This window comes from Ruania albidiflava DSM 18029, assembly GCF_000421225.1.
GTDB classification, from domain to species: domain Bacteria; phylum Actinomycetota; class Actinomycetes; order Actinomycetales; family Beutenbergiaceae; genus Ruania; species Ruania albidiflava.
The window spans coordinates 294,130-318,890 of record NZ_ATWL01000003.1 but is presented as its reverse complement, the minus strand read 5'-3'; the positions used below and the strand labels follow the sequence as shown (position 1 = coordinate 318,890).

Here is a 24,761-nt window from a genome sequence, read left to right as displayed (position 1 = left end):
GCTGGTTGTGTAGCGGGGGCGGGGATCGAACCCGCGACCTCACGATTATGAGTCGTGCGCTCTTACCGACTGAGCTACCCCGCCGCGTCCTGCGCAGGGCCCGCACACCAGCGGGCCCCTACACAGACCAGAGCCCCGAAAGGGAATCGAACCCTTGACCTTCTCCTTACCATGGAGACGCTCTGCCGACTGAGCTATCGGGGCAGCGGGATCGAGGGTACATGCTGATCGACCCGGAGGCGAAATCAGATGGGGCCCTCAGACCGCTTCTGTGACCGGAACCACTCCCCCTGGCGAAGACGCCAGACGACGCGGGACGATCGGGGTCGGAACGAACGACCGGGCACCTCCGCAGAGGCACCCCGCGCCGGTCCGGTGGCGGGTGAAGGATTCGAACCTTCGAAGCTTGCGCGGCTGATTTACAGTCAGCTCCCTTTGGCCGCTCGGGCAACCCGCCTGGTGGTCCAGGGACCGGATGGAACAATACCAAGTTCAGCGGCAGTTCGTGACATCGCCCAGGTGCGGCGGTGGCTAGTTGTGAAGGAGATCTCAGTGGCCAGCGACTCTTCGTTCGACGTGGTGAGCAAGGTGGACCGGCAGGAGGTGGACAACGCCGTCAACCAGACCGCCAAGGAGATCGCCCAGCGGTACGACTTCCGCGGTGTGGGCGCATCGATCTCTTGGAGCGGGCAGGATGCGGTGGTGATGGTCGCCAACGCCCCGGACCGGGTGCTGGCGATCCTGGACGTGTTCCAGAGCAAGCTGATCCGCCGGGGCGTGTCCTTGAAGGCGATCGACACCGGGGAGAACGAGCCGCAGCCCTCCGGGAAGGAGTACCGGCTGGTGGGCACGCTCAAGGAGGGCCTGTCCAGCGAGAACGCGAAGAAGATCACGAAGCTGGTGCGCGACTCCGGGCCCAAGGGCGTCAAGACGCAGATCACCGGGGACGAGGTGCGGGTCTCCTCGAAGAAGCGCGATGACCTGCAGGCGGTGATCGCTCTGCTGAAGGACGCCGACATCGATGCTGCGCTGCAGTTCACGAACCGGCGCTAGCGGTGCACCGCTACGCGCGCCAGGCGCCCGGCATCCAGCACCCGGCACTGAGGCACTCTTGTGACACTGAGGTGCGATTCTTGTGCCTCGGTGTCACGTTCCTGCCTCAGTGCCGCACTGGCGGGTCTACGCCCGCGCCGGCTCCGCGGTGAGCACCGGCCGCAGGCTGTACCGGCAGTTCCCCCACACCGCGTACAGCAGCGGTGTGGCCGCCAGACCGAGCGCCCAGGCCGGGTGCAGGGTGAACAGGCCACCGAGCAGGACCAGCGCCAGGAACGAGGCGGCGGTCAGGTACCAGCGGCGCACCGCCAGGTACAGCGCCACCCGCAGCAGGTCCCGCCACCGGGCGTCCGGACGCTCCACCCCGGCGACCAGCGCAAGCAGCCCGGTGGCCAGGACGAGCAGCGTGAGCACCACGAGCACCGGCGTCAGCAGTCCGCCGGCGGTGCTGCCAAACAGCACGGCCACGTCCACGACCAGCACCACCACCATCCCCACAGTGAGGCCACCGAGCGCCAGAGATCGGCGCAGACTGCCGGCCCAAGCACGCCAGAACGTGCGCAGCACGTCGGTGGACCGCTGGGTGGTGTACCGGTGGAACACGGCGAACGCTGCGCTCAGCCCGGGGGTGGCGGCCACTGCGGCGAGCGCGAGCGCCGGCCAGGAGGCTGACGGCCGGGTGGTCGCCAGCAGCACTACGAGCGGCAGGGCAGCCAGGGTGAGCATCAGGTTCGTGGCCAGCACCAGGTAGGCGATCCCGAAGCCGGTGTGCCAGGCGTCCGCGGACGCGCGAGGGATGCGGACCATCGGCTCAGCCCTTCATCCCGGCGGTGGCGATTCCCTGCACGAAGAAGCGCTGCCCGAGCAAGAAGATCAACGCGATCGGCACCACAGAGAGCACTGAGCCGGTCATGATCAGCGCGTACTCGGCGTTGTACTGGGACACGAACGACTGCAGGCCGATCTGGATCGTCCAGATGTCCCGGTCACGCAGGTAGATCAGCGGGCCGAGGTAGTCGTTCCAGGTGTTCACGAAGGTGAGCAGCACCAGGGTGGCCACCGCCGGCCCGGACAGCGGCAGCACGATCCGCCGCCAGATGCCGTACTCGGAGAGACCGTCGATACGGGCTGCCTCGGAGAGCTCGTCCGGGATGGACTCGTAGTACTGCTTCATCAGGAACACCCCGAACGCGCTGAAGGTCTGCAGGGCGAGCATCGCCCAGAGCGTGTTCGACAGGCCGGCCTTGGACAGCAGGATGAACTGCGGGATCATGTACGCCTGCCAGGGCACCGCGATCGTGCCGACGTAGGCGAGGAACAGCACATCCCGCCCGGGGAAGCGCATCTTGGCGAACCCGTAGGCGGCGAAGCTGCCGGTGAGCACCTGCAGGAAGGTCACGCCCACCGAGAGCAGCAGGGTGTTCTTCACCCAGGTGACCATGTCCGACTTGGCCCAGATGTCCACGTAGTTCTGCCAGACCACCGGGTCCGGGATCCACTGGATCGGGATGGTGAACACCTGGTTGTTGGTCTTCAGCGAGGAGACCACCATCCACACGAACGGGATCATGATCGCCACCGCTGCGGCGATCATCACCACGTACAGGACGGTGCGGCCCACAGTGCGCTGACGCAGGCGGGCGGTCTGTGCAGGGCGTCGGTCCAGGGAGAGGGTGGTCATCAGCGCTCCCTCCTCTTGTTGATGAGGAACTGCACCACGGTGACCACGATGCAGATTCCGAAGAGCACGATGGCCACCGACGAGGCATAACCGAAGTCGTGCTCTTCGAACCCCTTGCGGTAGATGTACTGGGACAGCACCAGGGTGGAGATGCCGGGCCCGCCGTTGGTCATCACCAGGATCAGGTCGAAGACCTTGAAGCTCTCGATGGTGAGCATCACGGTGATGAAGAACGTCGTCGGCCGCAGCCCCGGCACGGTTACGTTCCAGAACCGCTGGATAGCGTTCGCACCGTCCACCCGGGCGGCCTCGTAGAGCTCCGGCGGGATGGCCTGCAGCCCGGCGAGGAACAGCAGCATGTAGTAGCCCATGTACCGCCACGTGCCCACGATCACCACTGCCGGCATCGACCAGTCGGTGGACGTGGTCCAGCCCGGCGGGTCGTCCACACCGAGGAAGGTGAGGAACTGGTTGATCACCCCGGCGTCCGGGGAGAACAGCATGTTCCACACCACCGCGATCGCCACGATGGAGGTGATGTAGGGGAAGAACGCCACGGTGCGGAAGAACGCCACCCCGCGCAGCTTGGTGTTCAGCAGCAGCGCCAGGCCCAACGATGCGGCCAACGTGAGCGGGATGTGCAGCACGGCGTAGTAGCCAGTGTTCAGCAGCGCCCGGTGGAACGTGGCGTCGGTGAGCAGGCCTCGGAAGTTCTCCACGCCCACCCACTCGGCCTGGCCGAACGCGTTCCACGAGGTGAAGCCCAGGTAGAACAGCGCCAGCACCGGGCCGAGGGTGAGCACGGCGAAGCCGATGAAGTTGGGCAGGATGAAGGTCCAGCCGATGAAGGTGTTGCGCAGCCGGAGCCGCCGGCCCGGCGGGTGCCCGCCGGGGCGGTTCCTGCCGGTCCTGCTGCTCGTGCTACCGGTGGGTGGCACAGCGGTGGTCACCACGGCATCTCCTCGTCTCCTCGGGGTGGTCTCCTCGGGGTGCGCCGGCCGGCGACGCTGGCCGGCCGGCGCCGAAGGGACCGCGAACGTCAGCCGAGCACCTCGGCGGCGGCCCGCTGCTCTGCCTCGTCGATACCGTCGGCGGGCGAGACGCTGCCGGACATGATCGCCGAGTGCGCGTCCTCCAGGATGTTCTGCAGCGCGGCTGTGTTGGCGTCGACCGGGTTCTCCGGGCGCACGTCGTGGGTGGAGAAGGCGAACCGCGAGACGCCGTCCGTGGGCATACCGTCGATACCGAAGTAGGTCTCTGCCACCGTGTCGTTGGTCACCGCCGGGGTGATCCCGATCTCCGCGAGTGCCGAAGCGGCGTCCTCGGAGCCGATGAAGGCGAGGAACTCCTTGGCGGCGGCGACCACGTCGTCGTCGGCAGCGGGGTTGATACCGATGCCGGTCGGATCAGCGAAGGTGATCGGTTCCTCCACAGTAGAGGAGTCCAGCTGCGGCGCGGGGGCGAAGCCCCAGGCGAACTCGTCGGCCTCACCGGAGTCCACCTGGGCCAGCAGGGTGGCCACGTACCAGGAACCCATCACCATCATCGCGGTCTTCTGGGTGCCGAACTGGGACTGGTAGCTCACCGAGTTGGTGGTGATGCTGCCGTAGTCCAGCTGGGTGCCCTCGTCCTGCAGGTCGACGGCGCGCTCGTAGAAGGGCACCATGTAGTCCCACTGCCCGGAGAGCAGGTCCGCACCCGGGGACTGGGCGTTGGCGAAGCCCTGCACCGTGGACTGCCACTCGTGCTGGTAGGTGCCGTACACGTTGGATTCGTCCAGGCCGGTGGTCAGCTCTTCGGCCGCGTCGGCGTAGTCGTCCCAGGTCCAGGAGCCGTCCGGGTAGTCCACCCCAGCCTGGTCGAACAGGTCCTTGTTGTAGTACAGGTACCAGGCGTCCTGCCGGTAGGGGATGGCGAAGGTGGCCCCGTCCACGGTGTAGGCGTCCACCCCGGAGACCTCGTCACCGAGCTGACCGGCGACGTCGGAGACGTCCACGAGCTGACCGCCGTCCTCGTAGGTGAAGAAGTTCTTGAGGTTCTTCATCACGTACAGGTCGGGGGCGCTGCCGGCGGACAGGTCGGCGATCATCTGCGTGTCGTAGTCGTCCGCGCTGTACTCGACCAGGTCGATGGTGACGTCCGGGTTCTGCTCGTGGAAGGCGTCGGCGAGCACCTGGAACTCCGGGGTGGTGTCCAGGCTCCACCCGGCGAGGCTGACGGTCACCGCACCGGAGGCGCCGTCCTGCCCTCCCTCACCTTGGTCGTCACCACCGCCGCAGGCGGTGAGCACGAGTGCTGCCGCGGCGGCCGTGGCGGTCGCGGTCAGATAGCTGCGCTTCATTGCGTTGTCCTCTCTTCGGGTGCGCCCGGTCTGGGCGCGGGTGCGATCTGTGGGTCTGTCGGGTCATCTGGTATCGGGGCGTTCTCGGGGCAGGTCACCCATCACCTCCCGGGCTCGAGGGCAGGCCGGTGAGCGGAACAGTGGACGTGGCACCGTCCGGCCAGGTGATCTCGGCCCGGTCGGTCTCGATGCGTACCTGGGGATGGTCGACGGCGGAGCTCACCTGACCGGTGCGGGCGCCGGTGAGCGCGAGGGCCGCCCAGGTCCATCCGCTCCGGGCCGGCCAGGTGGCTACCGCCACTGCGGCGTGTGCCCCGAGCGGGGAGGCCTGGTCCCGGTGCTCCACCCGGAGGCGGGCGGCGGTGGGGGCGAGCAGCACGGCCGCGCCCCGGGTGCTGGTGAGCGTGACCGCCGGCGTGGCGGTGTGCACGGCGACACCGGCGTCGTCGGCCATCGCCCAGCCGCCGACCTCCAGGGCGGTGGCGGCCGGGGCGGGGGCGGCGAGGTGGACCAACCGCACCTCCCAGTGCGAGCGGAGCACGGAGACCACGAGCAGGTCGCCGGCCCGGGTGGCCGACCCGATGCTGCCGCTGCCGTGGCCCTGCTGGTGGGCGGCGGCCTGGACCCAGTGTGCCCGGGCTAGGGAGCCGGCCAGCTGCGCCTCGGGCAGGTCCGGCAGGCTCAGCCTCGCCATCCCGGCGCGGTGGCTGCGCCGGCCGGCGCTGTCCACGAGCACCACGGACTGGTCCACCGGGTCCGTCCAGGACTGGGGGTCGAGCAGCGGGGCGGTGGCTGTGGAATAGCCGAGCCGGGCGTAGAGCGGGGAGTCGCCGCGGTCGCTGCCGACTTGGTCGTGGTCGGTGCCGTGGTTGGCCACGCGGACGATGCCGTCGTGGCTGGTGGAGCTGACCACCCACCCGGGTGCGTGCACGCTCAGCCGGACGTCCGCCGCGCTTCTGGCAGTGGGCTCGCCCGAGGACGGCTGGGTCCAGACCAGGTGGTCGGCGGGCAGCAGCAGGCCGAGGAGACCCTTGACCGCCCAGTACGGCGAGCCGGGGCCGGAGTAAGTCTGCGCGAGCGGGCGCCAGGGTCCCCACCAGCCGATGTCCAGCAGGCCGCGGTCGTTCGGCACGCCGTGGTCGAGGAAGTGGTTCACGATTCCCAGGGCGCACCGGCGCAGCACCGCCGGTGCCGGGTCCTCCACCCCGGCGAGGATCCCGGCCCACAGCGGAGCGGCGGCGGCGAACCGGTAGGTCAGGCTGCGGCCCTGCAGCAGCGGGGAGCCATCACCACCGGTCAGCAGCACCAGGTCGGTGAGATAGCGGCCCAGACGGTCCCGGTCCGCCTCGGCACGCTCGGCCGCGGCATCGCCGGCTCCGCGCATCTGCGCCCATAGCGTGGGGTAGAGCTGCATCGCCCAGCCGCTGTAGTGGTCATAGGCGCGCTCGTCGCCGTCGCGGTACCAGCCCTGGCCGGCGTAGAAGGAGTCCAGCACCTGCAAGTCGGTGGTGATGTCTGCCTCGTCCACTGGTCCGCCCACCGAACGCAGGAACGTCTCGACCACGATCTGGAACCAGAGCCAGTTGCACCGGGGGTAGGAACGGTCCCCGACGACCTCGGCAAGGTAGTCGACCACCTGGTGCTGCGCCGTCGGGCTGAGCCGGTCCCAGACCTGCTCGCGACTCCAGTCCAGCGCCAGGGCGAGGGAGGCGGCCTCCACCTTGGCCTGGCCGTGCTCGCTGGGTCGCACCCAGGCCTCGACGGCGGAGGGGTCGGTGCCGGCGGTCAGTCCCCGGGCGTAGCGCTCGGCCAGGCCGGCAGGGTCGGCAGGGTCGGCCCGCAGGCGCATGGCGGCCAGCAGGAAGGTGCGCGCGAAGCCCTCCAGGGCGTCCACGGCGGTGCCGTACCCGCCGGGGGTGCCGGGCAGGGTGATCAGCGCCCCGCCGGGTGAGGTGTACGGCGTCACGGCGGCGAGCAGGTCGTCGGCGAGTGCGACCAGGTCGGCGCGGGTGCGCAGCGGGGGCCTCATGCGCTCACCCCGATGCTCGCCGCGGTGAGCGCGCCCGGTAGCGGCCGCGACTCCAGGTGGGCGGCCAACGCATCCAGGGCGAAGGCGGACAACCGGCGGGTCTCCGACCCCAGGGAGCCGGCCACGTGCGGTGTGATCGTCACGTTCGGCAGGTCCAGCAACGGGTGCCCGGCCGGCAGCGGTTCGGGGTCGGTGACGTCCAGGATGGCGTCCAGCCGGCCGGCGGCGCACTCGGTGAGCAGCGCGTGGTGGTCCAGGATGCCGCCGCGGGCGGTGTTGATCAGGGTGGCGCCGTCGGGCAGCAGCGCGAGCTCGGCGGCACCGATCATCCCCTCGGTGCTGGGCAGCAGCGGGGCGTGCAGCGAGCAGATCTCCGCCTGGGTGAGCACGTCGGGCAGCGGCACCAGCTCCCCACCGGCGCTGCGGACCACGTCCGGATCGGCGATCGGGTCGGCGACCAGCACTGGTCCGGTCTCCAGCGCGCGCAGCAGGCCGAGTACGCGGCGACCGATCTTGGAGAAGCCGACGATGCCGATCGTGCGCTGCCGGTTGGACAAGGTGCGGGCTGCGAACGAGGACCCCCACCCGGCGGGGGTGCGGCGCCCCTGCTGGGCCAACGGAAGGGCCCGTTTGCCGGCGAAGATGATCGCGGCGAGGGTGTACTCGGCCACCGGCACCGCGTTCGCCTCCGCAGCAGTGGCCACCTCGATGCCGCGCCGGTACCCGGCCGCCGGGAGCAGGCCGCGGGCGCTGCCGGCTGCGTGCAGCACCAGCCGCAGCCGCGGTGCCGCATCGAGCACTCGTTCGGGGATCTCGGAGCAGCCCCATCCGGTGATCAGCACCTCCAGCTCGGCGAGGGTGGCTGGCGGCAGCTCGTCGAAGGCAGCGACGCAGACGGGTTCGCTCACCTCGGCGAGCGCACGCAGCCGGACCAGCTCCTCGGGGCCGAAGAGCTGGTCGAAGGTTGCCGGTGCCATCACCAGCACCGTGCGTGGCCGCCTCGTCACGGGCATCTCCTCACGTGATCACCGATCTGATCGTTTGATGATCGAAAGTGCGCTACGATCATAAACCGTAAGCCCGATCACCCTGACCGTCAAGATCCCGTGATCGATCGATGTCGTCGATGACCGATTCGTGATCGGGTCGTGATCTAACCTGACCCCAGCACAGCTGCAGAAGGGACCCGGAGATGGCACAGACGGAGCGAGCAGCCCCGGCACCTACCTCGTGGCGCCCGGAACCGGGCTCACGGCAGGCAGAGGTGCTCACCGCCGTCACCGAGCGCGGCACCATCCGGGTGACCGAGCTGGCCGCCGAGCTGGGGGTGACACCGGTGACGGTGCGCCGGGACGTGAGCGTGCTCGCCGATGCCGGTCTGGTACGTCGCGTGCACGGCGGGGCGACGGCCACCAATGTGCTCCCACCGGCGATCGGTGCGGCGGTGGGCGCTCGGCACCGCGTGCCGGTGGGGATGCTGGTGCCCTCCCTGGACTACTACTGGCCGGACGTGGCCCGAGGCGCGGAGGAGGAGGCGCGGCGGCTGGGGCTGCGCATCACCCTGCGCGGTTCGGTGTACCACTCCCGTGACGAGCGGGCCGACGTGCAGCGCCTGGTGGACAGCGGCGCGCGGGGCCTGCTGCTCGCCCCCACGATGGACGGGCCCGGCGGGGAGCGGATTCGCCGGTGGCTCGCCGACGCCCCGGTGCCCGCGGTGCTGATGGAACGCCGCGCCGTGCTCGGCGAGGTGCGCCGGTCCGCCGAGTCGGTGGTCACCGACCACGCGGGTGGATCGACGATGGCGGTGCACTACCTGGCCAGCCTGGGCCACCGGAAGATCGGCCTGGCGTTCAGCCAGCAGTCACCGCACGTGCACCAGATCCGGGCCGGCTGGTTGAGCAGCTGCGGCGAGCTGGGGCTGCCGACCGAGGAGGTCGTGGACCTACCGGTGCCGGACCGGCGCGACCCCGGTTTCGACGAGGCGATCGAGGCCTGCGTGGCTGCGGCGGTATCGACCGGGACCACGGCGCTGCTGGTGCACTCCGACCCGGAGGCGGTCCGGATCGTGCAGCGCGCCGAGGAGCAGGGCTTGGACGTGCCCGGGGACCTGTCCGTGCTCGCCTACGACGACCAGATCGCCACACTGACCTCACCCGCGCTGTCGGCCGTGCGCCCACCCCGGCGCACCATCGGGCGCACCGCCACCGCGCTGCTGGCCGCCCGGCTGGCCGAACCGGACCGCCCGGTGCACTGCGTGCGGGTGAGCCCCACGCTGAAGGTGCGCGACTCCAGCGGGCCGCCCCGCGCCCGCTGAGCCCCGCCCACCCGCGCAGTGCCCACCGCCGCGGCCCACCGCCGCGGCACCTCCCCCTGCGCGGAGGCACTCGTGTACCGGTGACGAGCCCCGGCAGGCGGGCGGGCCTCAGGCGCGGGCGCCCACATTTCGGGAGATCTCGGTCATGTGCTCGCGCGGGACGATCTTCACCCGCTCCCGGCCCTGCTCTTCGCCCACCGAGCGCTCGTAGGCATCCAACAGCTCCCAGCCGTGCCAGGTGGTGTAGGGCACCCCGTCGGCGTGCAAGTGGTCCAGCAACGCCTGCGGGTCGCGTTCGACGGCGGTGCTCAGCCGGCCCTGCTCGCTCGCCTCGGCCAGGTCGGCCACCAGGTGGCGGACGGTCTCCGACGCGTCGGACTTGGTGTGCCCGATCAGCCCGACCGGGCCGCGCTTGATCCAGCCGGTGGCGTACATGCCCGCGACGTGCTCGCCGTGGCTGTCCAGCACGCGGCCACCGTCGTTCGGGATCACCCCGGCGACCGGGTCGAAGGGTAGGTCGGGCAGAGGCGAGCCGAAGTAGCCGACTGCGCGGTAGACCGCCTGCACCTCGAACTCCTCGAAGGTGCCAGTACCGCGCACAGATCCGTCCCCGGTGAGCTCGGTGCGCTCAGTGCGCAGCCCGGTGACCTTGCCGTCGGCGCCGAGGATCTCGGCCGGGCGGTGCAGGAAGTGCAGGTGGATGCGGCGGGAGGCGGTACGCTCGCTCTCCTCCCGCAACGTCCAGTCGGTGAGGGTCTTGACCACCTGCTTGGTCTGGTTGGAGGACCGGATCGCTTCCTCAGATCCCTCGTCGAAGTCGAAGTCCTCCGGGTAGACCACGACGTCCACATCGGGCACACGACCGAGCTCACGCAGCTCCAGCGGGGTGAACTTCACCTGCGCCGGGCCGCGGCGGCCGAAGATGTGCACGTCGGTGACCGGGCTGGCACGCAGCCCCTCGACGACGTTGTCCGGGATCTCCGTGACCATCAGGTCCTCGACGTGCTTGGCCAGGATCCGGGCCACGTCCAGGGCTACGTTACCGGCGCCGAGCACCGCGATCTGGCGTGCCTCCAGCGGCCAGGTACGGGGAACGTCCGGGTGGCCGTCGTACCAGGAGACGAAGTCGGCTGCCCCGAAGCTGCCCTGCAGGTCGATGCCGGGGATGTTCAGATCGGCGTCCCGGATCGCGCCGGTGGCGAAGATGACCGCGTCGTAGTAGTGCCGCAGGTCGGCCATGGTCAGGTCGGTGCCGTAGTCCACGTTCCCGATGAACCGCACAGCGCCCTTCTGCAGGACCTTGTACAGGGCGTTGATGATGCCCTTGATCCGGGGGTGGTCGGGGGCGACGCCGTAGCGCACCAGACCATACGGTGCGGGCAAGCGTTCCAGCAGGTCGATCTGCACATCCAGGTCGGTCTTGGACAGGATGTCGGCCGCGTAGATCCCGGCAGGGCCGGCACCCACGACGGCGACACGGAGCGGAGTCGTGGTAGGCACGGTGATGGGATGCCTCTTTCGAAGAGTCTCAAACGGGTGCGATGGTGCGCCCAGGGTCCACGGCCCAGTGTAAGGGTGTCCTTACCGTCCGCCTATTCCAAGAGACCTAGGTCACTCCCCACGATCGCGAGCGCTCTCCTTGGCGGCGAGCAAGCGCTTTCCGGCCGCCAAGGCGAGCGTTCGCGGTGGGGTGGGGTGGGCTGGGATGCGCTGTGGCCCGGGTAGATTCACGCCTCGTGACCCTCCCCGCTCCCCCGTCCGCCACCGGCGGCGAGATCGACCGACGCGGGCTGGCTGCGGGTTTCGGCGGCTACCTCTGGTGGGGGATGCTGCCGCTGTACTTCCCGCTGCTGGCGCCAGCCGGTCCGTGGGAGATCACCGCACACCGGGTGCTCTGGTCGCTGCTGCTGTGCCTGCTGGTGCTGGCCATGCTCGGCCAGCTCGGCAGGTTCTGGCGGCTGCTGCGCACCACCCGGGTCTCCGCCCGCCTGGGGCTGGCGGCGGTGCTGCTTAGCGCGAACTGGGTGACGTTCGTGCTCGCCGTGCTCACCGGGCACGTGGTGGAGGCGTCGCTGGGCTACTACATCAACCCGCTGGTGACCGCGGGAATGGCGGTGACGATCCTCGGCGAACGACTCCGCACAGCGCAGTGGGTGGCGGCCGGGCTCGGGGCCACCGGAGTGGTGGTGATCGCCGTCGGGAACGGCACCTTCCCGTGGATCTCCCTGGTGCTGGCCGGGACGTTCGGCGGCTACGGCCTGGTGAAGAAGCAGGTGGGTGAGAAGGTGCCGGCGCTACCCGGCCTAGGGGTGGAGACGCTCACGCTCGCACCGGCCGCGCTCGTGCTGCTGGTGGTGCTGGCGGTGCGCGGCGAGGGCAGCTTCGGCGGCCCCGGCGAGCTGTTCTCCAGCACCGGGCTGGCGCTCCTGCTGGTCGGCTCCGGGGTGCTGACCACAGTTCCGCTGGTGCTGTTTGCGGCCGCGGCCCGACGACTACCGTTGGCGATGCTCGGGTTGCTGCAGTACGTGACCCCGACGATGCAGTACCTGACCGGCGTGTTCCTGTACCACGAGCAGATGTCCGCCACCCGGTGGGCCGGGTTCGCCGTGGTGTGGGTGGCCCTGGTGGTGCTCAGCACCGACGGCTACCGGGCCACGCGCACGGCGACCCCACGCCCCCGGCGCGAGACCTGAGCACCCCAGGCTCCGCCGTCACCCGCCGCCCGCGAACGCTCTCGTTCGCGACCAGCAAGCGCTTCCCCGCCGCGAACCGGAGCGTTCGCGACCGATGGGGTGACCGGGGCGGGTCGGGTGACAGAGCCGAGCGGACCTGGTTGTCTCCTGCTATGAGCCCGGAGCTGCTGGCGGCGATCGCCTCCCTGGTGGCGGTGCTCGCCGTGGCGGCCGTGCTCTGGCGGGAACTGCGCCCCCGAGTGCTGCTCGGACCGGCCGAGCACCGGTCCACCTACCGCATCCTGCACCGGATCACCTTGGCCTCCCCGCCGCTGCGCGCCGGCCTGGCCCCGGGTGCGAGCCGTGCGGTCAAGCATCTGCACGCGCTCACCGGCTCCGCTGCGCTGGCACTGGCCGACTCCGAGCGCCTGCTCGCCTGGAGCGGGGCCGGGGAGTCTCACCAGCACCACGTACCCACCGGCGAGCAGGTGTCCGAGACCCGGGTGCTCGGCCCCGACCTGGTCGCCTGCCGCGAGGACTCCTGCCCGCTGCGCTACGCCGTGACCGCACCTCTGACCACCAGCGACCTGCAGGTAGGCGCGGTCACCGCCTACGCCACCGGAGCGCCGCCCGCCGGGCTGGTGCGGGCCGTGGAGGAGATCGCCGACTTCATCTCCGGCCAGCTGGACCTGGCCGAGCTGGAGAGCTCCCGGGCCGAGCTCGCCGAGGCCGACCTGCGCGCACTGCGGGCACAGATCTCCCCGCACTTCATCTACAACTCGCTCGGCGCGATCGCCTCCTACATCCGCACCGACCCCGAGCACGCCCGCGAGCTGCTGCTGGAGTTCGCCGACTTCACCCGCTACTCCTTCCGCCGGCACGGGGAGTTCACCACCCTGGCCGAGGAGCTGAAGTCGATCGAGCACTACCTCACCCTGGAGCAGGCGCGGTTCGCCGGCCGGCTGCGGGTCACGCTGCGCATCGCGCCGGAGGTGCTCGGCGTGGTGGTGCCGTTCCTGTGCCTGCAACCACTGGTGGAGAACGCGGTGCAGCACGGCCTCGAGGGCCAGCCCCGGGGCGGACAGATCACCATCGTGGCCGAGGACGTGGGCAACGAGGCCCACCTGAGCATCGAGGACGACGGCGCCGGGATGGACCCGCAGACGCTGCGCCACCAGCTCGGCGGCGCACCCGGCGACCGGGTCGGGCTGGCGAACGTGGACGAACGGCTACGCGCCACGTTCGGCGAGGAGTACGGGCTGGTGGTGGAGACCGCGGTGGGTGCCGGGTCGAAGGTGAGCCTGCGGGTGCCGAAGTTCCACCCGGGTGTGCACGTGGCATGACTACTCTGAAGGGCATGCTCACGGTCCTCGCCGTCGATGACGAGCCCCCGGCCCTGGACGAGCTGGCCTTCCTGCTCCGCCAGGACTCGCACGTGTCCGAGGTGCGCACCGCTGCCGACGGCGCCGCCGCGCTGCGCGAGCTGGACGCCGGGGACGTGGACGTGATCGTGCTGGACATCAAGATGCCCGGGCTGACCGGGCTGGAGCTGGCCCGGGTGCTCTCCCGGTTCCGCAAGGCCCCGGAGGTCGTGTTCGTCACCGCCTACGACGAGCACGCAGTGCAGGCCTTCGACATCGGCGCCGCGGACTACGTGATGAAGCCCTACCGCCCCGAACGGCTCGCTGAGGCGATCCGGCGGGCGAACGCTGCGCTGCAGGCCGGCACGACCGAGGTGGAGGACGAGACGATCGTGGTGGAGCTGGCCGGTGTGACCCGGTACGTGCGCCGCAGCGACGTGCTGCACGTGACCGCGCACGGTGACTACGCTCGGCTGCACACCGCCGATGGTGAGCACCTGGTGCGGATGCCGCTGAGCACGCTGGCCGAGCGCTGGGCGGACGCGGGGTTCGTGCGCATCCACCGCTCCCACCTGGTGGCCTTGGACCAGGTGCGCGAGCTGCGCGGGCAGTCCGGGCGGCTGCAGGCGGTGGTGGCTGGCACGCGGCTGCCGGTGGCCCGCAGGCACGCGCGGGAGCTGCGCGAGCTGCTCGCCGGGCGGGGCGGGGAGCACAGATGACGGGGCGGCACGTGCACGCCCGCCGGGAGGGCAGCACTGATGGTCGAGCGTGAGGTGGTCACCGGCCCGCGCCGCCCGCAGCGGCGGGCCCGCCGCCCGGCCACCTCGGACATCGACGAGCAGACCCGGCTGGGGGACGTGTACCTGCGCGGGCTGATGCGCACCCAGCTGCGACTCGGCCTGGCGGTGGGACTGTCGACGCTCGGCCTGCTGGCGGCTCTGCCGGTCGTGTTCGCCCTAGCCCCGGGCACCGCCACACCCACGCTCGCCGGGATCCCGGTGCCGTGGTGGCTGCTCGGCATCGGCGCCTACCCGCTGCTGGCCGGCGCCGCGTGGCTGTACGTGCGGCAGAGCGAACGGGTGGAGCGGGAGTTCACCGACCTGGTCGACCGCCGATGAACCCCACCGCGGGGCTCCTCGCCGTGCTGCTGGTGGCGATCAGCACCGCGCTGCTGGGCATCGTGGGTGTCCGCGCGGCCCGCACCACCAGCGACTTCTACGTGGCCTCCCGCACGGTGAGCCCGTGGTGGAACGCCTCGGCGATCAGCGGCGAGTACCTGTCCGCGGCGTCCTTCCTGGGGGTGGCCGGGCTGATCCTGGCCTACGGCGCAGACATGCTCTGGTTCGGTGTGGGCTACACCGCCGGATACCTGCTGCTGCTGGTGCTGGTGGCCGCCCCGCTGCGCCGCTCCGGCGCCTACACGCTGCCGGACTTCGCCGAGCTGCGGCTCGAGTCCCAGGTACTGCGCAAGGTCGCCAGCGCCGGGGTGGTGACGATCGGCTGGCTGTACCTGCTGCCGCAGCTGCACGCCGCAGGGATCACGCTGCGCACCATCACCGGCACCCCGGCCTGGGTGGGGCCGGTGGCAGTGGCCGCGGTGGTGCTGGTCTCGGTGCTGGCCGGCGGGATGCGGGCGATCACGTTCGTGCAGGCATTCCAGTACTGGCTGAAGGTCACCGCGATCGCGATCCCGGCGATCGTGCTGGTGCTGGTGTGGCGCGCGGACGGCAGCCCGGAGATCACCAGCGAAGGTCCGGCCACGTTCACCGAGACCACCACGGTCGAAGTCGCAGCCCCGGTGGAGCTGGAGGTGGCCGAGCCGCTGCTGGTGCATGCGGAGGGCACGCTCGACGGCGATGCTGTCAGCGGTGAGGTCACGTTACCTGCCGGAGGGGTCCAGGTGGGTACCGGCACCGAGCTCACCTTCGCGGAGGATGCTCCCGTACCGCACGCGCAGGGCCTGCGCGCCGTGGACGGCCCGGGCTGGACGTACCCGATGAGCAGCGGCACCCCGTACGCGCTGTACACCACCTACTCGCTGATCATCGCCCTGTTCCTGGGCACGATGGGGCTGCCGCACGTGCTGGTGCGGTTCTACACCAACCCGGACGGTCGGGCTGCCCGGCGCACCACGGTCACCGTGCTGGCCATGCTCGGGGTGTTCTACCTGTTCCCCACCATCTACGGCGGGCTCGGCCGGCTGTACGCCCCGGAGCTGCTGCTCACCGGACGCACCGAGGCGGTGGTGCTGCTGCTCCCGTCGGCCATGCTCGGCGCCGGCAGCACAGCTGGTCAGGTGCTCACCGTGCTGGTCACCGCCGGTGCGTTCGCCGCGTTCCTGTCGACCGCCTCGGGCCTGACGGTCAGCGTGGCCGGGGTGCTCTCCCAGGATGTGCTGAACCGGCGCATCTCCTCCCCGGTCACCGCGTTCCGGGTGGGCACGGTACTGGCGCTGCTGGTGCCGACCCTGCTCGCGCTGGGCGGGCTGGACCTGGCGATCGCGGACGTGGTCGGTCTGGCGTTCGCCGTGGCAGCGAGCACGTTCTGCCCGCTGCTGCTGCTCGGTATCTGGTGGCGCCGGCTCACCGACGCCGGCGCGATGGCCGGGCTCGTGGTCGGCGGCGGGGCGGCCACGGCGGCTGTGGGCGCGACGATCATGCTCGGCTCCTCCACCGGTCTGCCCGGTGCACTGCTCGCCCAGCCCGCCGCGTGGACGGTGCCGCTGGCGTTCATCACGATGGTGGTGGTCTCCCTGCTCACCCCCGGCCGGCGCCCCCGGGGGCTGTGGCGCACCATGGTCCGCCTGCACACCCCGGAGGACGTGCCGCTGGACCGGGGTCCGTGGGATCCGGAGCGCCGGTTCCGGCGCTGATCCCTCGGCCGCCAGGGTCCCGAGCCTGTCAATCAAACCCGGGCACCGGTGCCCGGTCCTTCGTGAGGTTGCGGTGCGGGTCGGACCGCTCGTCGCGGCAGAGCGACCGTTCACCGCGCCACGGCGCGCCGCCTACCGAAGCAGAGCGCCACCTGCCGCCCGGACGGGCCAGGGGCGTTCCGCCGTCGACGACTCGCTCGTAACGTGACGGTCGTCACACCCAGACCTCGAGCAAAGGAGCCCGCAGTGACTGCCGACAGTGCCGGTCCCGCCGCCTCGGGTACAGCTGCACCCGGGGCGCCACCACGTGGCGAACGCGTCGTCACCGCAGCAGAGTTCGAACGTGCACAGGCCTCACCGGAGTTCCAGGAGCTGCGCCGGCGGGTGCGCACGTTCGCGTTCCCGATGACCGCCGCGTTCCTGCTCTGGTACCTGACCTACGTGCTGCTGTCCACCTACGCCGTGGAGTTCATGGCCACCCCGGTGATCGGGCACGTGAACATCGGCCTGCTGTTCGGACTGGCGCAGTTCGTCACCACGTTCGGCATCACGTTCGGCTACGTGCGGCACGCGAACCGGCGGCTGGACCCGATCGCGGACAAGATCCGTACCAGCCTGGAAGAGGGGGACCTCTGATGGACATCGGCAACAGCCTGGTGAACTTCACCATCTTCGGGCTCTTCGTGGTCGCCACGATGGTGATCGTGATCCGCGCCTCCCGGAACAACAAGTCCACCGCGGACTTCTACGCCGGTGGCCGGTCCTTCACCGGTCCGCAGAACGGCATCGCGATCTCCGGCGACTACCTGTCCGCGGCTTCCTTCCTCGGCATCGCCGGTGCGGTCGCGGTGTACGGCTACGACGGCTTCCTGTACTCGATCGGGTTCCTCGTGGCCTGGCTGGTGGCGCTGCTGCTGGTGGCCGAGCTGCTCCGGAACACCGGCCGGTTCACGATGGCCGACGTGCTCTCCTTCCGGATGCGCCAGCGCCCGGTGCGCACCGCTGCGGCCGCCTCCACGCTGGCGGTCTCGTTCTTCTACCTGCTCGCCCAGATGGCCGGCGCCGGGGGTCTGGTGGCGCTGCTGCTCGGCGTCACCGGCCGGACCGGGCAGTCGATCGTGATCGCCGTCGTCGGGGCAATCATGGTGTTCTACGTGCTCGTCGGCGGGATGAAGGGCACCACCTGGGTGCAGATCGTCAAGGCGGTGCTGCTGATCGTCGGCGCCGCTGGCATGACCGTGTGGATCATGGCTCAGCACGGGTTCAACCTGTCCAACCTGCTCGGCCACGCGCTGGACACCGCCGGCGCCGACGGGCTGCACCTGCTCGACCCGATGAACAAGTACGGCGCCTCGGCGATCTCCAAGCTGGACTTCATCTCCCTGGCGATCGCTTTGGTGCTCGGCACCGCAGGTCTGCCGCACGTGTTGATGCGGTTCTACACGGTGCCCTCGGCCAAGGAGGCGCGCCGCTCGGTGACCTGGGCGATCGCGCTGATCGGGTTGTTCTATCTGTTCACCCTGGTGCTCGGCTTCGGCGCCGGCGCCCTGGTGGGTGCGGACAACATCCTCGCGGCCCCGGGTGGGGTGAACTCCGCTGCTCCGCTGCTGGCCTACGAGCTGGGCGGCACGATCCTGCTCGGGATCATCTCCGCTGTGGCATTCGCGACCATCCTGGCGGTGGTGGCCGGGCTGACGATCACCGCCTCGGCCTCCTTCGCCCACGACCTGTACACCAACGTGATCAAGAAGGGCCAGGAGGACCCGAAGCAGGAGATGAAGATCGCCCGCCGGGCCGCTGTGGTGATCGGTGCGGTGGCGATCGTCGGTGGTGTGATCGCCAACGGGCAGAACATCGCCTTCCTGGTGGCGCTCGCGTTCGCCGTGGCGGCCAGCGCCAACCTGCCGGTGATCCTGTACTCGCTGTTCTGGAAGCGGTTCAACACCTCCGGTGCGCTGTGGGCGATCTACGGCGGGCTGACCACCGCGGTGACGCTGATCATCTTCTCCCCCGCGGTCTCCGGCAAGCCGGTGGACCCGGAGACGGGCCTGAGCGCCTCGATGTTCCAGGGCGTGGACTTCCACTGGTTCCCGCTGGACAACCCCGGACTGGTGTCCATCCCGGCCGGGTTCTTCTTCGGCTGGCTGGGCACGGTGATCTCCAAGGAGTTCAACAAGGCCAAGTACGCCGAGATGGAGGTGCGCTCGCTCACCGGCACCGGGGCGGAGAAGGCCACAGTGGCCCACTGAGCCACCCGCCCCAGGACGCGCAGCGCCGTCACCCTCGACCCGAGGTGGCGGCGCTGCCGGCTTCTCCTCATCTCGCGAACGCTCTCCTGTGCGGCGGGCAAGCGCTTGCCCGCCGCACAGGAGAGCGTTCGCGACCGGCTGGTGGAGTCAGGCGAGCCGGTCGACCAGCAGGTGCGCGAACTCGTGCAGGGCTTCCTTGGTGGGGCTCTCCGGCAAGGCGGCCAGCTCGGCCACCGCCTCCTGCGCCCACTGCCGGGCCATCGCCCGCGCCTGCTCCAGCACCGGGTGGGCGTTCAGCCGGCCGAGCACGTCGGCGAGCACCGCATCGTCGCTGAGGTCACCGTCCAGGTCGGTGACCAGTCGGCGGCCGGCCTCGTCCAGCTCACCGGTCTCCGCCGCGCGGCGCAGCAGCAGCACCGGCATGGTCGGCACCCCTTCGCGCAGGTCGGTGCCCGGGGTCTTGCCGGTGGTGGCGGCGTCGGAGACCAGGTCGATCACGTCGTCGGCGAGCTGGAAGGCCACCCCCACCTTCTCCGCATACGCCACTGCCGCTTCCTCCACCACGGTGCTCGCCCCGGAGAGGATGGTGCCGTAGTGCGCGGCAGCGGCGATCAGCGAACCGGTCTTGTCCGCCAGCACCTGCAGGTAGTGCTCGATCGGGTCCTCGTCCTCCCGCGGCCCGAGGGTCTCGTGCAGCTGGCCGAGCACCAGCCGCTCGAACGCCTCCGCCTGGATCCGCACCGCCTGCGGGCCCAGGTCGGCCACGATCCTCGAGGCCCGGGCGAACAGCAGGTCACCGGTGAGGATCGCCACCGAGTTGCCCCACACCTCGTGCGCGCTGGGCGCACCGCGACGCAGCGGAGCGGAGTCCATCACGTCGTCGTGGTAGAGCGTGGCCAGGTGGGTCAGCTCGGTAGCCACCGCTGCGGCCCGCACCTGGTCGTTCACCCCGGTGCCGAACTGGCTGGTCAGCAGCACCAGCACCGGCCGGATCCGTTTACCGCCGGCGGCGAGCAGGTGCCCGGCGGACGGGTCGACCAGCGGGTCGGCGCTGCGGGCGGCCTCGGTCAGCCGCCGCTCGATGTCCTCGAGCTCCTCGGCCAGGACGGCCTGCAGGCCGGAGTCACCGAGCGGAAGGTTGCCTTGGGTCACAACAGGAACTTAGTGGCATCCGCGGCCAGGTCCAACAACGGGCCGGGCAGCACGCCGAGCAGCACGGTACCGATCGCGCAGACCGCGACCGCCACCACGCTCAGCCCCTCGGTGCGCACCACGGTGGCCCGTGCCCCCAGGGCGTCCTCGGCGGGCTCGGTGAAGAACATCAGCACGATCACCCGCACGTAGAAGAACGCAGCTGCCGCGGAGGCGGCCACCGCCACCAGCACCAACGGCCACGCACCACCCTCGATCGCGGCCGCGAACACCACGTACTTGCCGATGAACCCTGCGGTCAGCGGGATCCCGGCGAAAGAGAGCAGGAAGACGGTGAAGCACACGGCCACCACCGGATGGCGCCGGCCCAGGCCGGCCCACTGGCTCAGGTGCCCCGCCTCCGCGGTCACGTTACCCTCGGCGTCCCGCTCCCGCACCAGGGAGACCAGCCCGAAGGCACCGACCGTGGCCAGACCGTAGACGAGCAGGTACACCCACACCGAGCTGATCCCCGACGAGGTCCAGGCGACCACACCGAGGAGCACGAACCCGGCGTGCGCCACCGAGGAGTAGGCGAGCATCCGCTTGATGTTCGTCTGCACGATGCCCACCACTGTGCCGACCAGCATGGTGAGGATCGCGATGATCCACAGCGCGGGGCTCAGGTCCCAGCTCAGCCCCGGGGCCACCACGTACACGAACCGCACCAGCGCCGCGAACGCCGCGATCTTGGTGCATGCTGCCATGAACCCGGTGATCGGGGTGGGGGCCCCGTGGTAGACGTCCGGGATCCAGGAGTGGAACGGTACGGCACCGACCTTGAACAGCAGCCCGATGATCACCAGGATCACTCCGGCGAGCAGCACCCCGTCCATGCCGGTCATCTGCGGGACGGCGGTGGCCACCTCGGTCAGGTGCACGGACCCGGAGTAGCCGTACAGCAGGGCCACGCCCATGAGGAAGAACGCGGAGGAGAACGCCCCGAGCAGGAAGTACTTCAGCGACGCTTCCTGGGACAGCAGCCGGCGCCGGCGGGCCAGCCCAGAGAGCAGGTACAGCGGCAGGGACAGCACCTCGAGCGCGATGAACAGGGTCAGCAGGTCGGTGGCCGCCGGGAAGATCAGCATGCCGCCCACGGAGAACAGCACCAGCGGGTAGGCCTCGGTCTGCACCAGGCCCATCCGGCGGGCCTGGGTCTCGTACGCCGACCCGGGCACCGCTGCGGCGGTGGGCGCGAACGCGTCCTCACCGCCGGAGCGCTCGGCGATCACCAGCAACCCGACGAACGCGCAGATGAGCACGATCCCTTGCGTCAGCAGCGCCGGGGCATCCTCCACCACGGCACCGGCCACCAGCGAGGTGGCACCCTGGGACTGCACCACGGTCCAACGCCAGGCGACGGTCACCAGGGCCGCGCCCAGGGCGAGCACGGACAGCAGCACCTGCACGGTGCGGCGGACCTTGCCGGCCACGAAGGCCTCGATCAGCACGCCCACCACGGCTGCGCCGAGCACGATGAGGATCGGGCTGAGCGCCGCCCAGTCGATCTCCGGCGGGACGAAGGAATTCATGAGGCGCTCCCGAGGATCGCGACGAACTGGTCAGCCGGGCCGGTGAGCAGGTCGAGCACCGGGGCTGGGTAGAAGCCGAGGAACAGCACCAGCAGGACGAGCGGCACGATGGTCCACCGTTCTCGCCCACCGGCGTCGGTCAGCTCGGCCCGGGCGGCCTCCACCGGGCCGGTGAAGATCCGCTTGTAGGCCAGCAGGATGTACAGCGCGGAGAGCACCACACCGATGACGGCGAAGGCGCCGTAGGCGGCGTGCGCCTCGAAGCTGCCGAGGAACACCAGGTACTCCGGCACGAAGCCGCTCAGGCCCGGCAGCGCCAGGGAGGCGAGCCCGGCCAGCAGCCAGGTGCCGGCGATCACCGGGGTGATGCGTTGCATCCCGGAGTAGGTGCGCATGTCCGCAGTCGCACCACGCTGGGTGAGGAACCCGGAGATGAGGAACAGGGCGGCGATCGTCACCCCGTGGGCGACCATGTACAGCATCGCGCCGACCATCGCGGTCTGGGTGCCGACGAACACACCCATCACGATGAACCCGAAGTGGGACACCGAGGAGAAGGCGATCATCCGCATCAGGTCGTGCTGGCCGATCGCCAGGATGCCGCCGTAGATGATCGACAGGATCGCCAGCACGATGATCACCGGTGCCGCCGCGGCCGATGCGCCGGGGAACAGCGGGAGGCAGATGGCGATCATGCCGAAGGTGCCCACCTTGTCCAGCACACCGACCAGCAGCGTGGAGGTCCCTGGCGGTGCCTGCCCGGCCGCATCCGGCAACCAGGTGTGCACCGGCACCATCGGCGCCTTGATCGCGAACGCCACGAAGAAGGTGAGGAAGATCCACATCTGTACGGCGGCGCTGTCCCCGGCGGCCACGTCCGCGAGGTTCTCCAGCAGCAGTGCACCCTCACCACCACCGGAACGCACGGCCACCAGCACCACACCGGCCAGCATCACCAGACCGCCGGCCAGGCCGTAGAGCAGGAACTTGATCGCTGCCGCCCGCCGGCCCGCCCCGCCGTAGGCGCCGATCATGAAGTAGACCGGCACCAGCATGGCCTCGAACAGGATGTAGAAGAGGAACAGGTCGCGGGCGGCGAACACCCCGATCATCATCGCCTCGAGGAGCAGCAGCAGCGCCACGTACCCGGCGCGCCGGTAGGCCAGCGCCTTGGCGGCGGCCTCGGCCTTGATGCCCTCGGGGAGCACCACCTCGTTCCAGGAGGCGAGCATCACGATCGGCACCAGCACCACCGAGAGCAGGATGAGCACCAGGCCCATCCCGTTCACGCCCACCGCCCAGGAGACGCCCAGCTGGGCCATCCAGGTGTAGGTCTCGGTGAACTGGTAGCCGCCGGCCGCATCGAAGCCAGTGGCCATCACGATCGTGCCGATGAGCACGAGCACGGCTACCGCCATGCCGAGCGGGCGGGCGATCTTGCGCAGTGCTGGCACCAACCAGATCAGCGCAGCGGCCACAGCGGGCACCGCGATCAGGACGGTGAGCCAGGGAAGGTCAGCGAGTTGTGCAGGCATTCGTTTCTCCGACTCAGACTCGCGTGGCGAGGACGACGACTAGGGCGAGCACCACACCGACGAGCATGAGTGAGGCGTAGGACCGGACGAACCCGTTCTGCAGGCGGCGCCAACGCTCCCCCCAGCCCACGGCGCCGGACCCGAGCCCGCCTACTGCGCCGTCGACCACTGCGGTGTCGGTGTAGGTGAGCACCCGGGTGAGGTGCTCGCCCGGCCGGCCGACGAGGGTCTCGTTGGTGGCGTCCTGGTACAGGTCCGCGCGGGCGGCGCGGGTGAGCCAGCTGCCTGCGGGCGGGGTGATCGGCACCTCCGCGGCGGCGTACTGGCGCCAGGCGAGGAAGGCGCCGAGCAGCACCAGCACCAGGGTGGCGATGATGATCACCGGCGCCGGCAGCACCGGCTCGTGGTGCTCGGCCACCCCGGTGACCGGCTCCAGCCAGGTGGTGAAGCCGTCCCCGATCATCAGCACGCCACCGAGGGCCACCGACCCGATCGCCAGCACGATCATCGGCACGGTCATCAGCGCCGGGGACTCGTGCGGGTGCTGCTCCACCCCGGGCAGGTCGTTCTTCCCGTCGTTCCAGCGGGCCTTGCCGTGGAAGGTCATGAAGAACAGCCGGGACATGTAGAACGCGGTGATCCCGGCGCCGACCATCGCGGCCAGGCCGAACACCCACGGCTGCCAGCCCTCGCCGACGAACGCGGCCTCGATGATCTTGTCCTTGGACCAGTACCCGGAGAACGGCGGGATGCCGAGGATCGCGAGCCAGCCGGCGGCGAACGTGATCCAGGTGATCTTCATGTACTTGGACAGGTTGCCGAAACCGCGCATGTCGATCTCGTCGTTCATCCCGTGCATCACCGAGCCGGCGCCGAGGAACAGGCCAGCCTTGAAGAACCCGTGGGTGATCAGGTGGAAGATCGCGAACGCGTACCCGATCGGGCCCAGGCCGGCGGCGAGCATCATGTACCCGATCTGGGACATGGTGGAGGCGGCCAGCGCCTTCTTCAGGTCGTCCTTGGCGCAACCGACGATCGCCCCGAACAGCAGGGTGATCGCGCCGACGATGACCACCACGAGCTGCGCGGTGGGGGCACCTTCGAAGATCGGGCCGGAGCGAACCACCAGGTACACCCCAGCGGTCACCATGGTGGCGGCGTGGATCAGCGCCGAGACCGGCGTGGGGCCGGCCATCGCGTCCCCGAGCCAAGCCTGCAGCGGGAACTGTGCCGACTTGCCGCAGGCACCCAGCAGCAGCATCAGGCCGGTGGCGGTGAGCACGCCCTCGTTGGTGCCGGGGGCCGCGGCGAACACGGTCTCGAAGTCCACCGAGCCGACGCTGGCGAACATCAGCATCATCGCCACCAGCATCCCCATGTCCCCCACCCGGTTCATGAAGAACGCCTTGTTCGCGGCCACGGCGTAGTCGGTGCGGTGGTTCCAGAACCCGATCAACAGGTAGGAGGCGAGACCCACACCTTCCCAGCCGAGGAACAGCAGCGCGTAGGAGTCGGCGAGCACCAGCACCAGCATCGAGGCCACGAACAGGTTCAGGTAGGCGAAGAACCGGCGCCGGGCGGCGTCCTGGGCCATGTAGGCCACGGCGTAGATGTGGATCAACGTGCCGACGAACGTGATCAGCAGCGCGAACGTCACCGACAGCGGGTCGATGAGCAGCCCCACGTCCACGCTGAAGTCCCCGGCGGGGATCCAGGAGTACAGGCTCAGCTGGCTGGCCCGGTCGCCGGCGGGCAGGCCGAGCAGCTCGACGAGGATGCCGATCGCCAGCACGGCGGAGACCGCGGAGGCGAGCACACCGAGCCAGTGGCCCCAGGCGTTCGAGCGCTTGCCGGCCAGCAGCAGCACCGCCGCGCCGAACATCGGTGCCGCGATCAGCACCCAGGCAAGGTTGGTCACAGTCATCTCCGCA

Annotated in this window: 20 protein-coding genes and 3 tRNA genes; 9 read left to right on the top strand and 14 right to left on the bottom strand. The window is 70.2% G+C overall.

The window, feature by feature from the left end:
• Positions 1 to 10: 10 nt before the first annotated feature.
• From K338_RS0105735 to K338_RS0105725, 3 genes are all read right to left on the bottom strand, one after another.
• Positions 11 to 84: transfer RNA gene (locus K338_RS0105735), tRNA-Met, on the bottom strand.
• Positions 85 to 131: 47 nt separating this feature from the next.
• Positions 132 to 204: transfer RNA gene (locus tag K338_RS0105730), tRNA-Thr, on the bottom strand.
• A 172-nt stretch (positions 205 to 376) separates the two neighbouring features.
• Positions 377 to 457: transfer RNA gene (locus K338_RS0105725), tRNA-Tyr, on the bottom strand.
• A gap of 95 nt (positions 458 to 552) precedes the next feature.
• On the opposite strand from K338_RS0105725, the gene K338_RS0105720 reads away from it, so the two are divergent.
• Positions 553 to 1,053: a YajQ family cyclic di-GMP-binding protein gene (locus tag K338_RS0105720; protein ID WP_027286488.1), complete on the top strand. Its 501-nt coding sequence runs from the start codon at positions 553 to 555 to the stop codon at positions 1,051 to 1,053.
• 126 nt (positions 1,054 to 1,179) lie between these two features.
• Here the strand turns inward: K338_RS0105720 and K338_RS0105715 are convergent, their stop codons facing one another.
• From K338_RS0105715 to K338_RS20765, 6 genes are all read right to left on the bottom strand, one after another.
• Positions 1,180 to 1,860, bottom strand: coding sequence for a DUF624 domain-containing protein (locus K338_RS0105715; RefSeq protein WP_022917221.1), 681 nt, complete (start codon positions 1,858 to 1,860; stop codon positions 1,180 to 1,182).
• Between the two features lie 4 nt (positions 1,861 to 1,864).
• Positions 1,865 to 2,734: a carbohydrate ABC transporter permease gene (locus K338_RS0105710; protein WP_022917220.1), complete on the bottom strand. Its 870-nt coding sequence runs from the start codon at positions 2,732 to 2,734 to the stop codon at positions 1,865 to 1,867.
• Positions 2,734 to 3,687: a carbohydrate ABC transporter permease gene (locus K338_RS0105705; protein WP_022917219.1), complete on the bottom strand. Its 954-nt coding sequence runs from the start codon at positions 3,685 to 3,687 to the stop codon at positions 2,734 to 2,736. The genes K338_RS0105710 and K338_RS0105705 overlap by 1 nt, the downstream gene beginning before the upstream one ends.
• An 86-nt stretch (positions 3,688 to 3,773) precedes the next feature.
• Positions 3,774 to 5,075, bottom strand: coding sequence for an ABC transporter substrate-binding protein (locus K338_RS0105700; RefSeq protein WP_022917218.1), 1,302 nt, complete (start codon positions 5,073 to 5,075; stop codon positions 3,774 to 3,776).
• A gap of 94 nt (positions 5,076 to 5,169) precedes the next feature.
• Positions 5,170 to 7,104 (bottom strand): DUF2264 domain-containing protein, encoded by a 1,935-nt coding sequence (locus K338_RS20770; RefSeq protein WP_022917217.1) that lies wholly within the window; start codon positions 7,102 to 7,104, stop codon positions 5,170 to 5,172.
• Entirely contained in the window at positions 7,101 to 8,117 is a 1,017-nt protein-coding gene (locus K338_RS20765) for a hydroxyacid dehydrogenase (protein ID WP_051154679.1), read from the bottom strand. The genes K338_RS20770 and K338_RS20765 overlap by 4 nt, the downstream gene beginning before the upstream one ends.
• A 179-nt stretch (positions 8,118 to 8,296) precedes the next feature.
• On the opposite strand from K338_RS20765, the gene K338_RS0105685 reads away from it, so the two are divergent.
• Positions 8,297 to 9,418 (top strand): LacI family DNA-binding transcriptional regulator, encoded by a 1,122-nt coding sequence (locus K338_RS0105685; protein WP_022917215.1) that lies wholly within the window; start codon positions 8,297 to 8,299, stop codon positions 9,416 to 9,418.
• 108 nt (positions 9,419 to 9,526) lie between these two features.
• On the opposite strand, the gene K338_RS0105680 is transcribed toward K338_RS0105685, so the two are convergent.
• Positions 9,527 to 10,918, bottom strand: coding sequence for an FAD-dependent oxidoreductase (locus K338_RS0105680; protein WP_022917214.1), 1,392 nt, complete (start codon positions 10,916 to 10,918; stop codon positions 9,527 to 9,529).
• 236 nt (positions 10,919 to 11,154) lie between these two features.
• Here K338_RS0105680 and rarD point away from each other — a divergent pair, with 236 nt between their 5' ends.
• The 7 genes from rarD (at position 11,155) to K338_RS0105645 (ending at position 18,572) form a co-directional block, all read left to right on the top strand.
• Positions 11,155 to 12,111, top strand: coding sequence for an EamA family transporter RarD (gene rarD, locus K338_RS0105675; protein WP_022917213.1), 957 nt, complete (start codon positions 11,155 to 11,157; stop codon positions 12,109 to 12,111).
• Positions 12,112 to 12,263: 152 nt separating this feature from the next.
• Positions 12,264 to 13,433 carry a sensor histidine kinase gene (locus K338_RS0105670; RefSeq protein WP_022917212.1) on the top strand — a complete coding sequence of 390 codons (1,170 nt, stop codon included), beginning with the start codon at positions 12,264 to 12,266 and terminating at the stop codon, positions 13,431 to 13,433.
• Positions 13,430 to 14,170, top strand: a complete 741-nt coding sequence (locus K338_RS0105665; protein WP_022917211.1) for a LytR/AlgR family response regulator transcription factor — start codon at positions 13,430 to 13,432, stop codon at positions 14,168 to 14,170. The genes K338_RS0105670 and K338_RS0105665 overlap by 4 nt, the downstream gene beginning before the upstream one ends.
• 39 nt (positions 14,171 to 14,209) lie before the next feature.
• Complete coding sequence (locus tag K338_RS0105660; RefSeq protein ID WP_022917210.1) at positions 14,210 to 14,569, top strand: DUF485 domain-containing protein; 360 nt, start codon at positions 14,210 to 14,212, stop codon at positions 14,567 to 14,569.
• Entirely contained in the window at positions 14,566 to 16,323 is a 1,758-nt protein-coding gene (locus K338_RS0105655; RefSeq protein ID WP_022917209.1) for a sodium/solute symporter, read from the top strand. Before K338_RS0105660 ends, K338_RS0105655 begins: the two co-directional genes overlap by 4 nt.
• A 246-nt stretch (positions 16,324 to 16,569) precedes the next feature.
• Positions 16,570 to 16,959, top strand: coding sequence for a DUF485 domain-containing protein (locus tag K338_RS20760; RefSeq protein WP_022917208.1), 390 nt, complete (start codon positions 16,570 to 16,572; stop codon positions 16,957 to 16,959).
• Positions 16,959 to 18,572 carry a solute symporter family protein gene (locus K338_RS0105645; RefSeq protein ID WP_022917207.1) on the top strand — a complete coding sequence of 538 codons (1,614 nt, stop codon included), beginning with the start codon at positions 16,959 to 16,961 and terminating at the stop codon, positions 18,570 to 18,572. The genes K338_RS20760 and K338_RS0105645 overlap by 1 nt, the downstream gene beginning before the upstream one ends.
• A 147-nt stretch (positions 18,573 to 18,719) precedes the next feature.
• Here K338_RS0105645 and K338_RS0105640 read toward each other — a convergent pair whose 3' ends face one another.
• Genes K338_RS0105640 through nuoL form a run of 4 tightly spaced genes read right to left on the bottom strand, consistent with a single transcriptional unit; the run spans position 18,720 to position 24,754 of the window.
• The gene (locus K338_RS0105640; RefSeq protein WP_022917206.1) at positions 18,720 to 19,724 is read right to left on the bottom strand and encodes a polyprenyl synthetase family protein; all 1,005 of its coding nucleotides are present in this window, start codon (positions 19,722 to 19,724) and stop codon (positions 18,720 to 18,722) included.
• Positions 19,721 to 21,295, bottom strand: a complete 1,575-nt coding sequence (nuoN, locus tag K338_RS0105635; protein WP_022917205.1) for an NADH-quinone oxidoreductase subunit NuoN — start codon at positions 21,293 to 21,295, stop codon at positions 19,721 to 19,723. The genes K338_RS0105640 and nuoN overlap by 4 nt, the downstream gene beginning before the upstream one ends.
• Positions 21,292 to 22,830, bottom strand: a complete 1,539-nt coding sequence (locus tag K338_RS20755) for an NADH-quinone oxidoreductase subunit M (protein ID WP_022917204.1) — start codon at positions 22,828 to 22,830, stop codon at positions 21,292 to 21,294. The genes nuoN and K338_RS20755 overlap by 4 nt, the downstream gene beginning before the upstream one ends.
• A 13-nt stretch (positions 22,831 to 22,843) precedes the next feature.
• Positions 22,844 to 24,754 carry an NADH-quinone oxidoreductase subunit L gene (gene nuoL / locus K338_RS0105625; RefSeq protein ID WP_022917203.1) on the bottom strand — a complete coding sequence of 637 codons (1,911 nt, stop codon included), beginning with the start codon at positions 24,752 to 24,754 and terminating at the stop codon, positions 22,844 to 22,846.
• Positions 24,755 to 24,761: the final 7 nt, after the last annotated feature.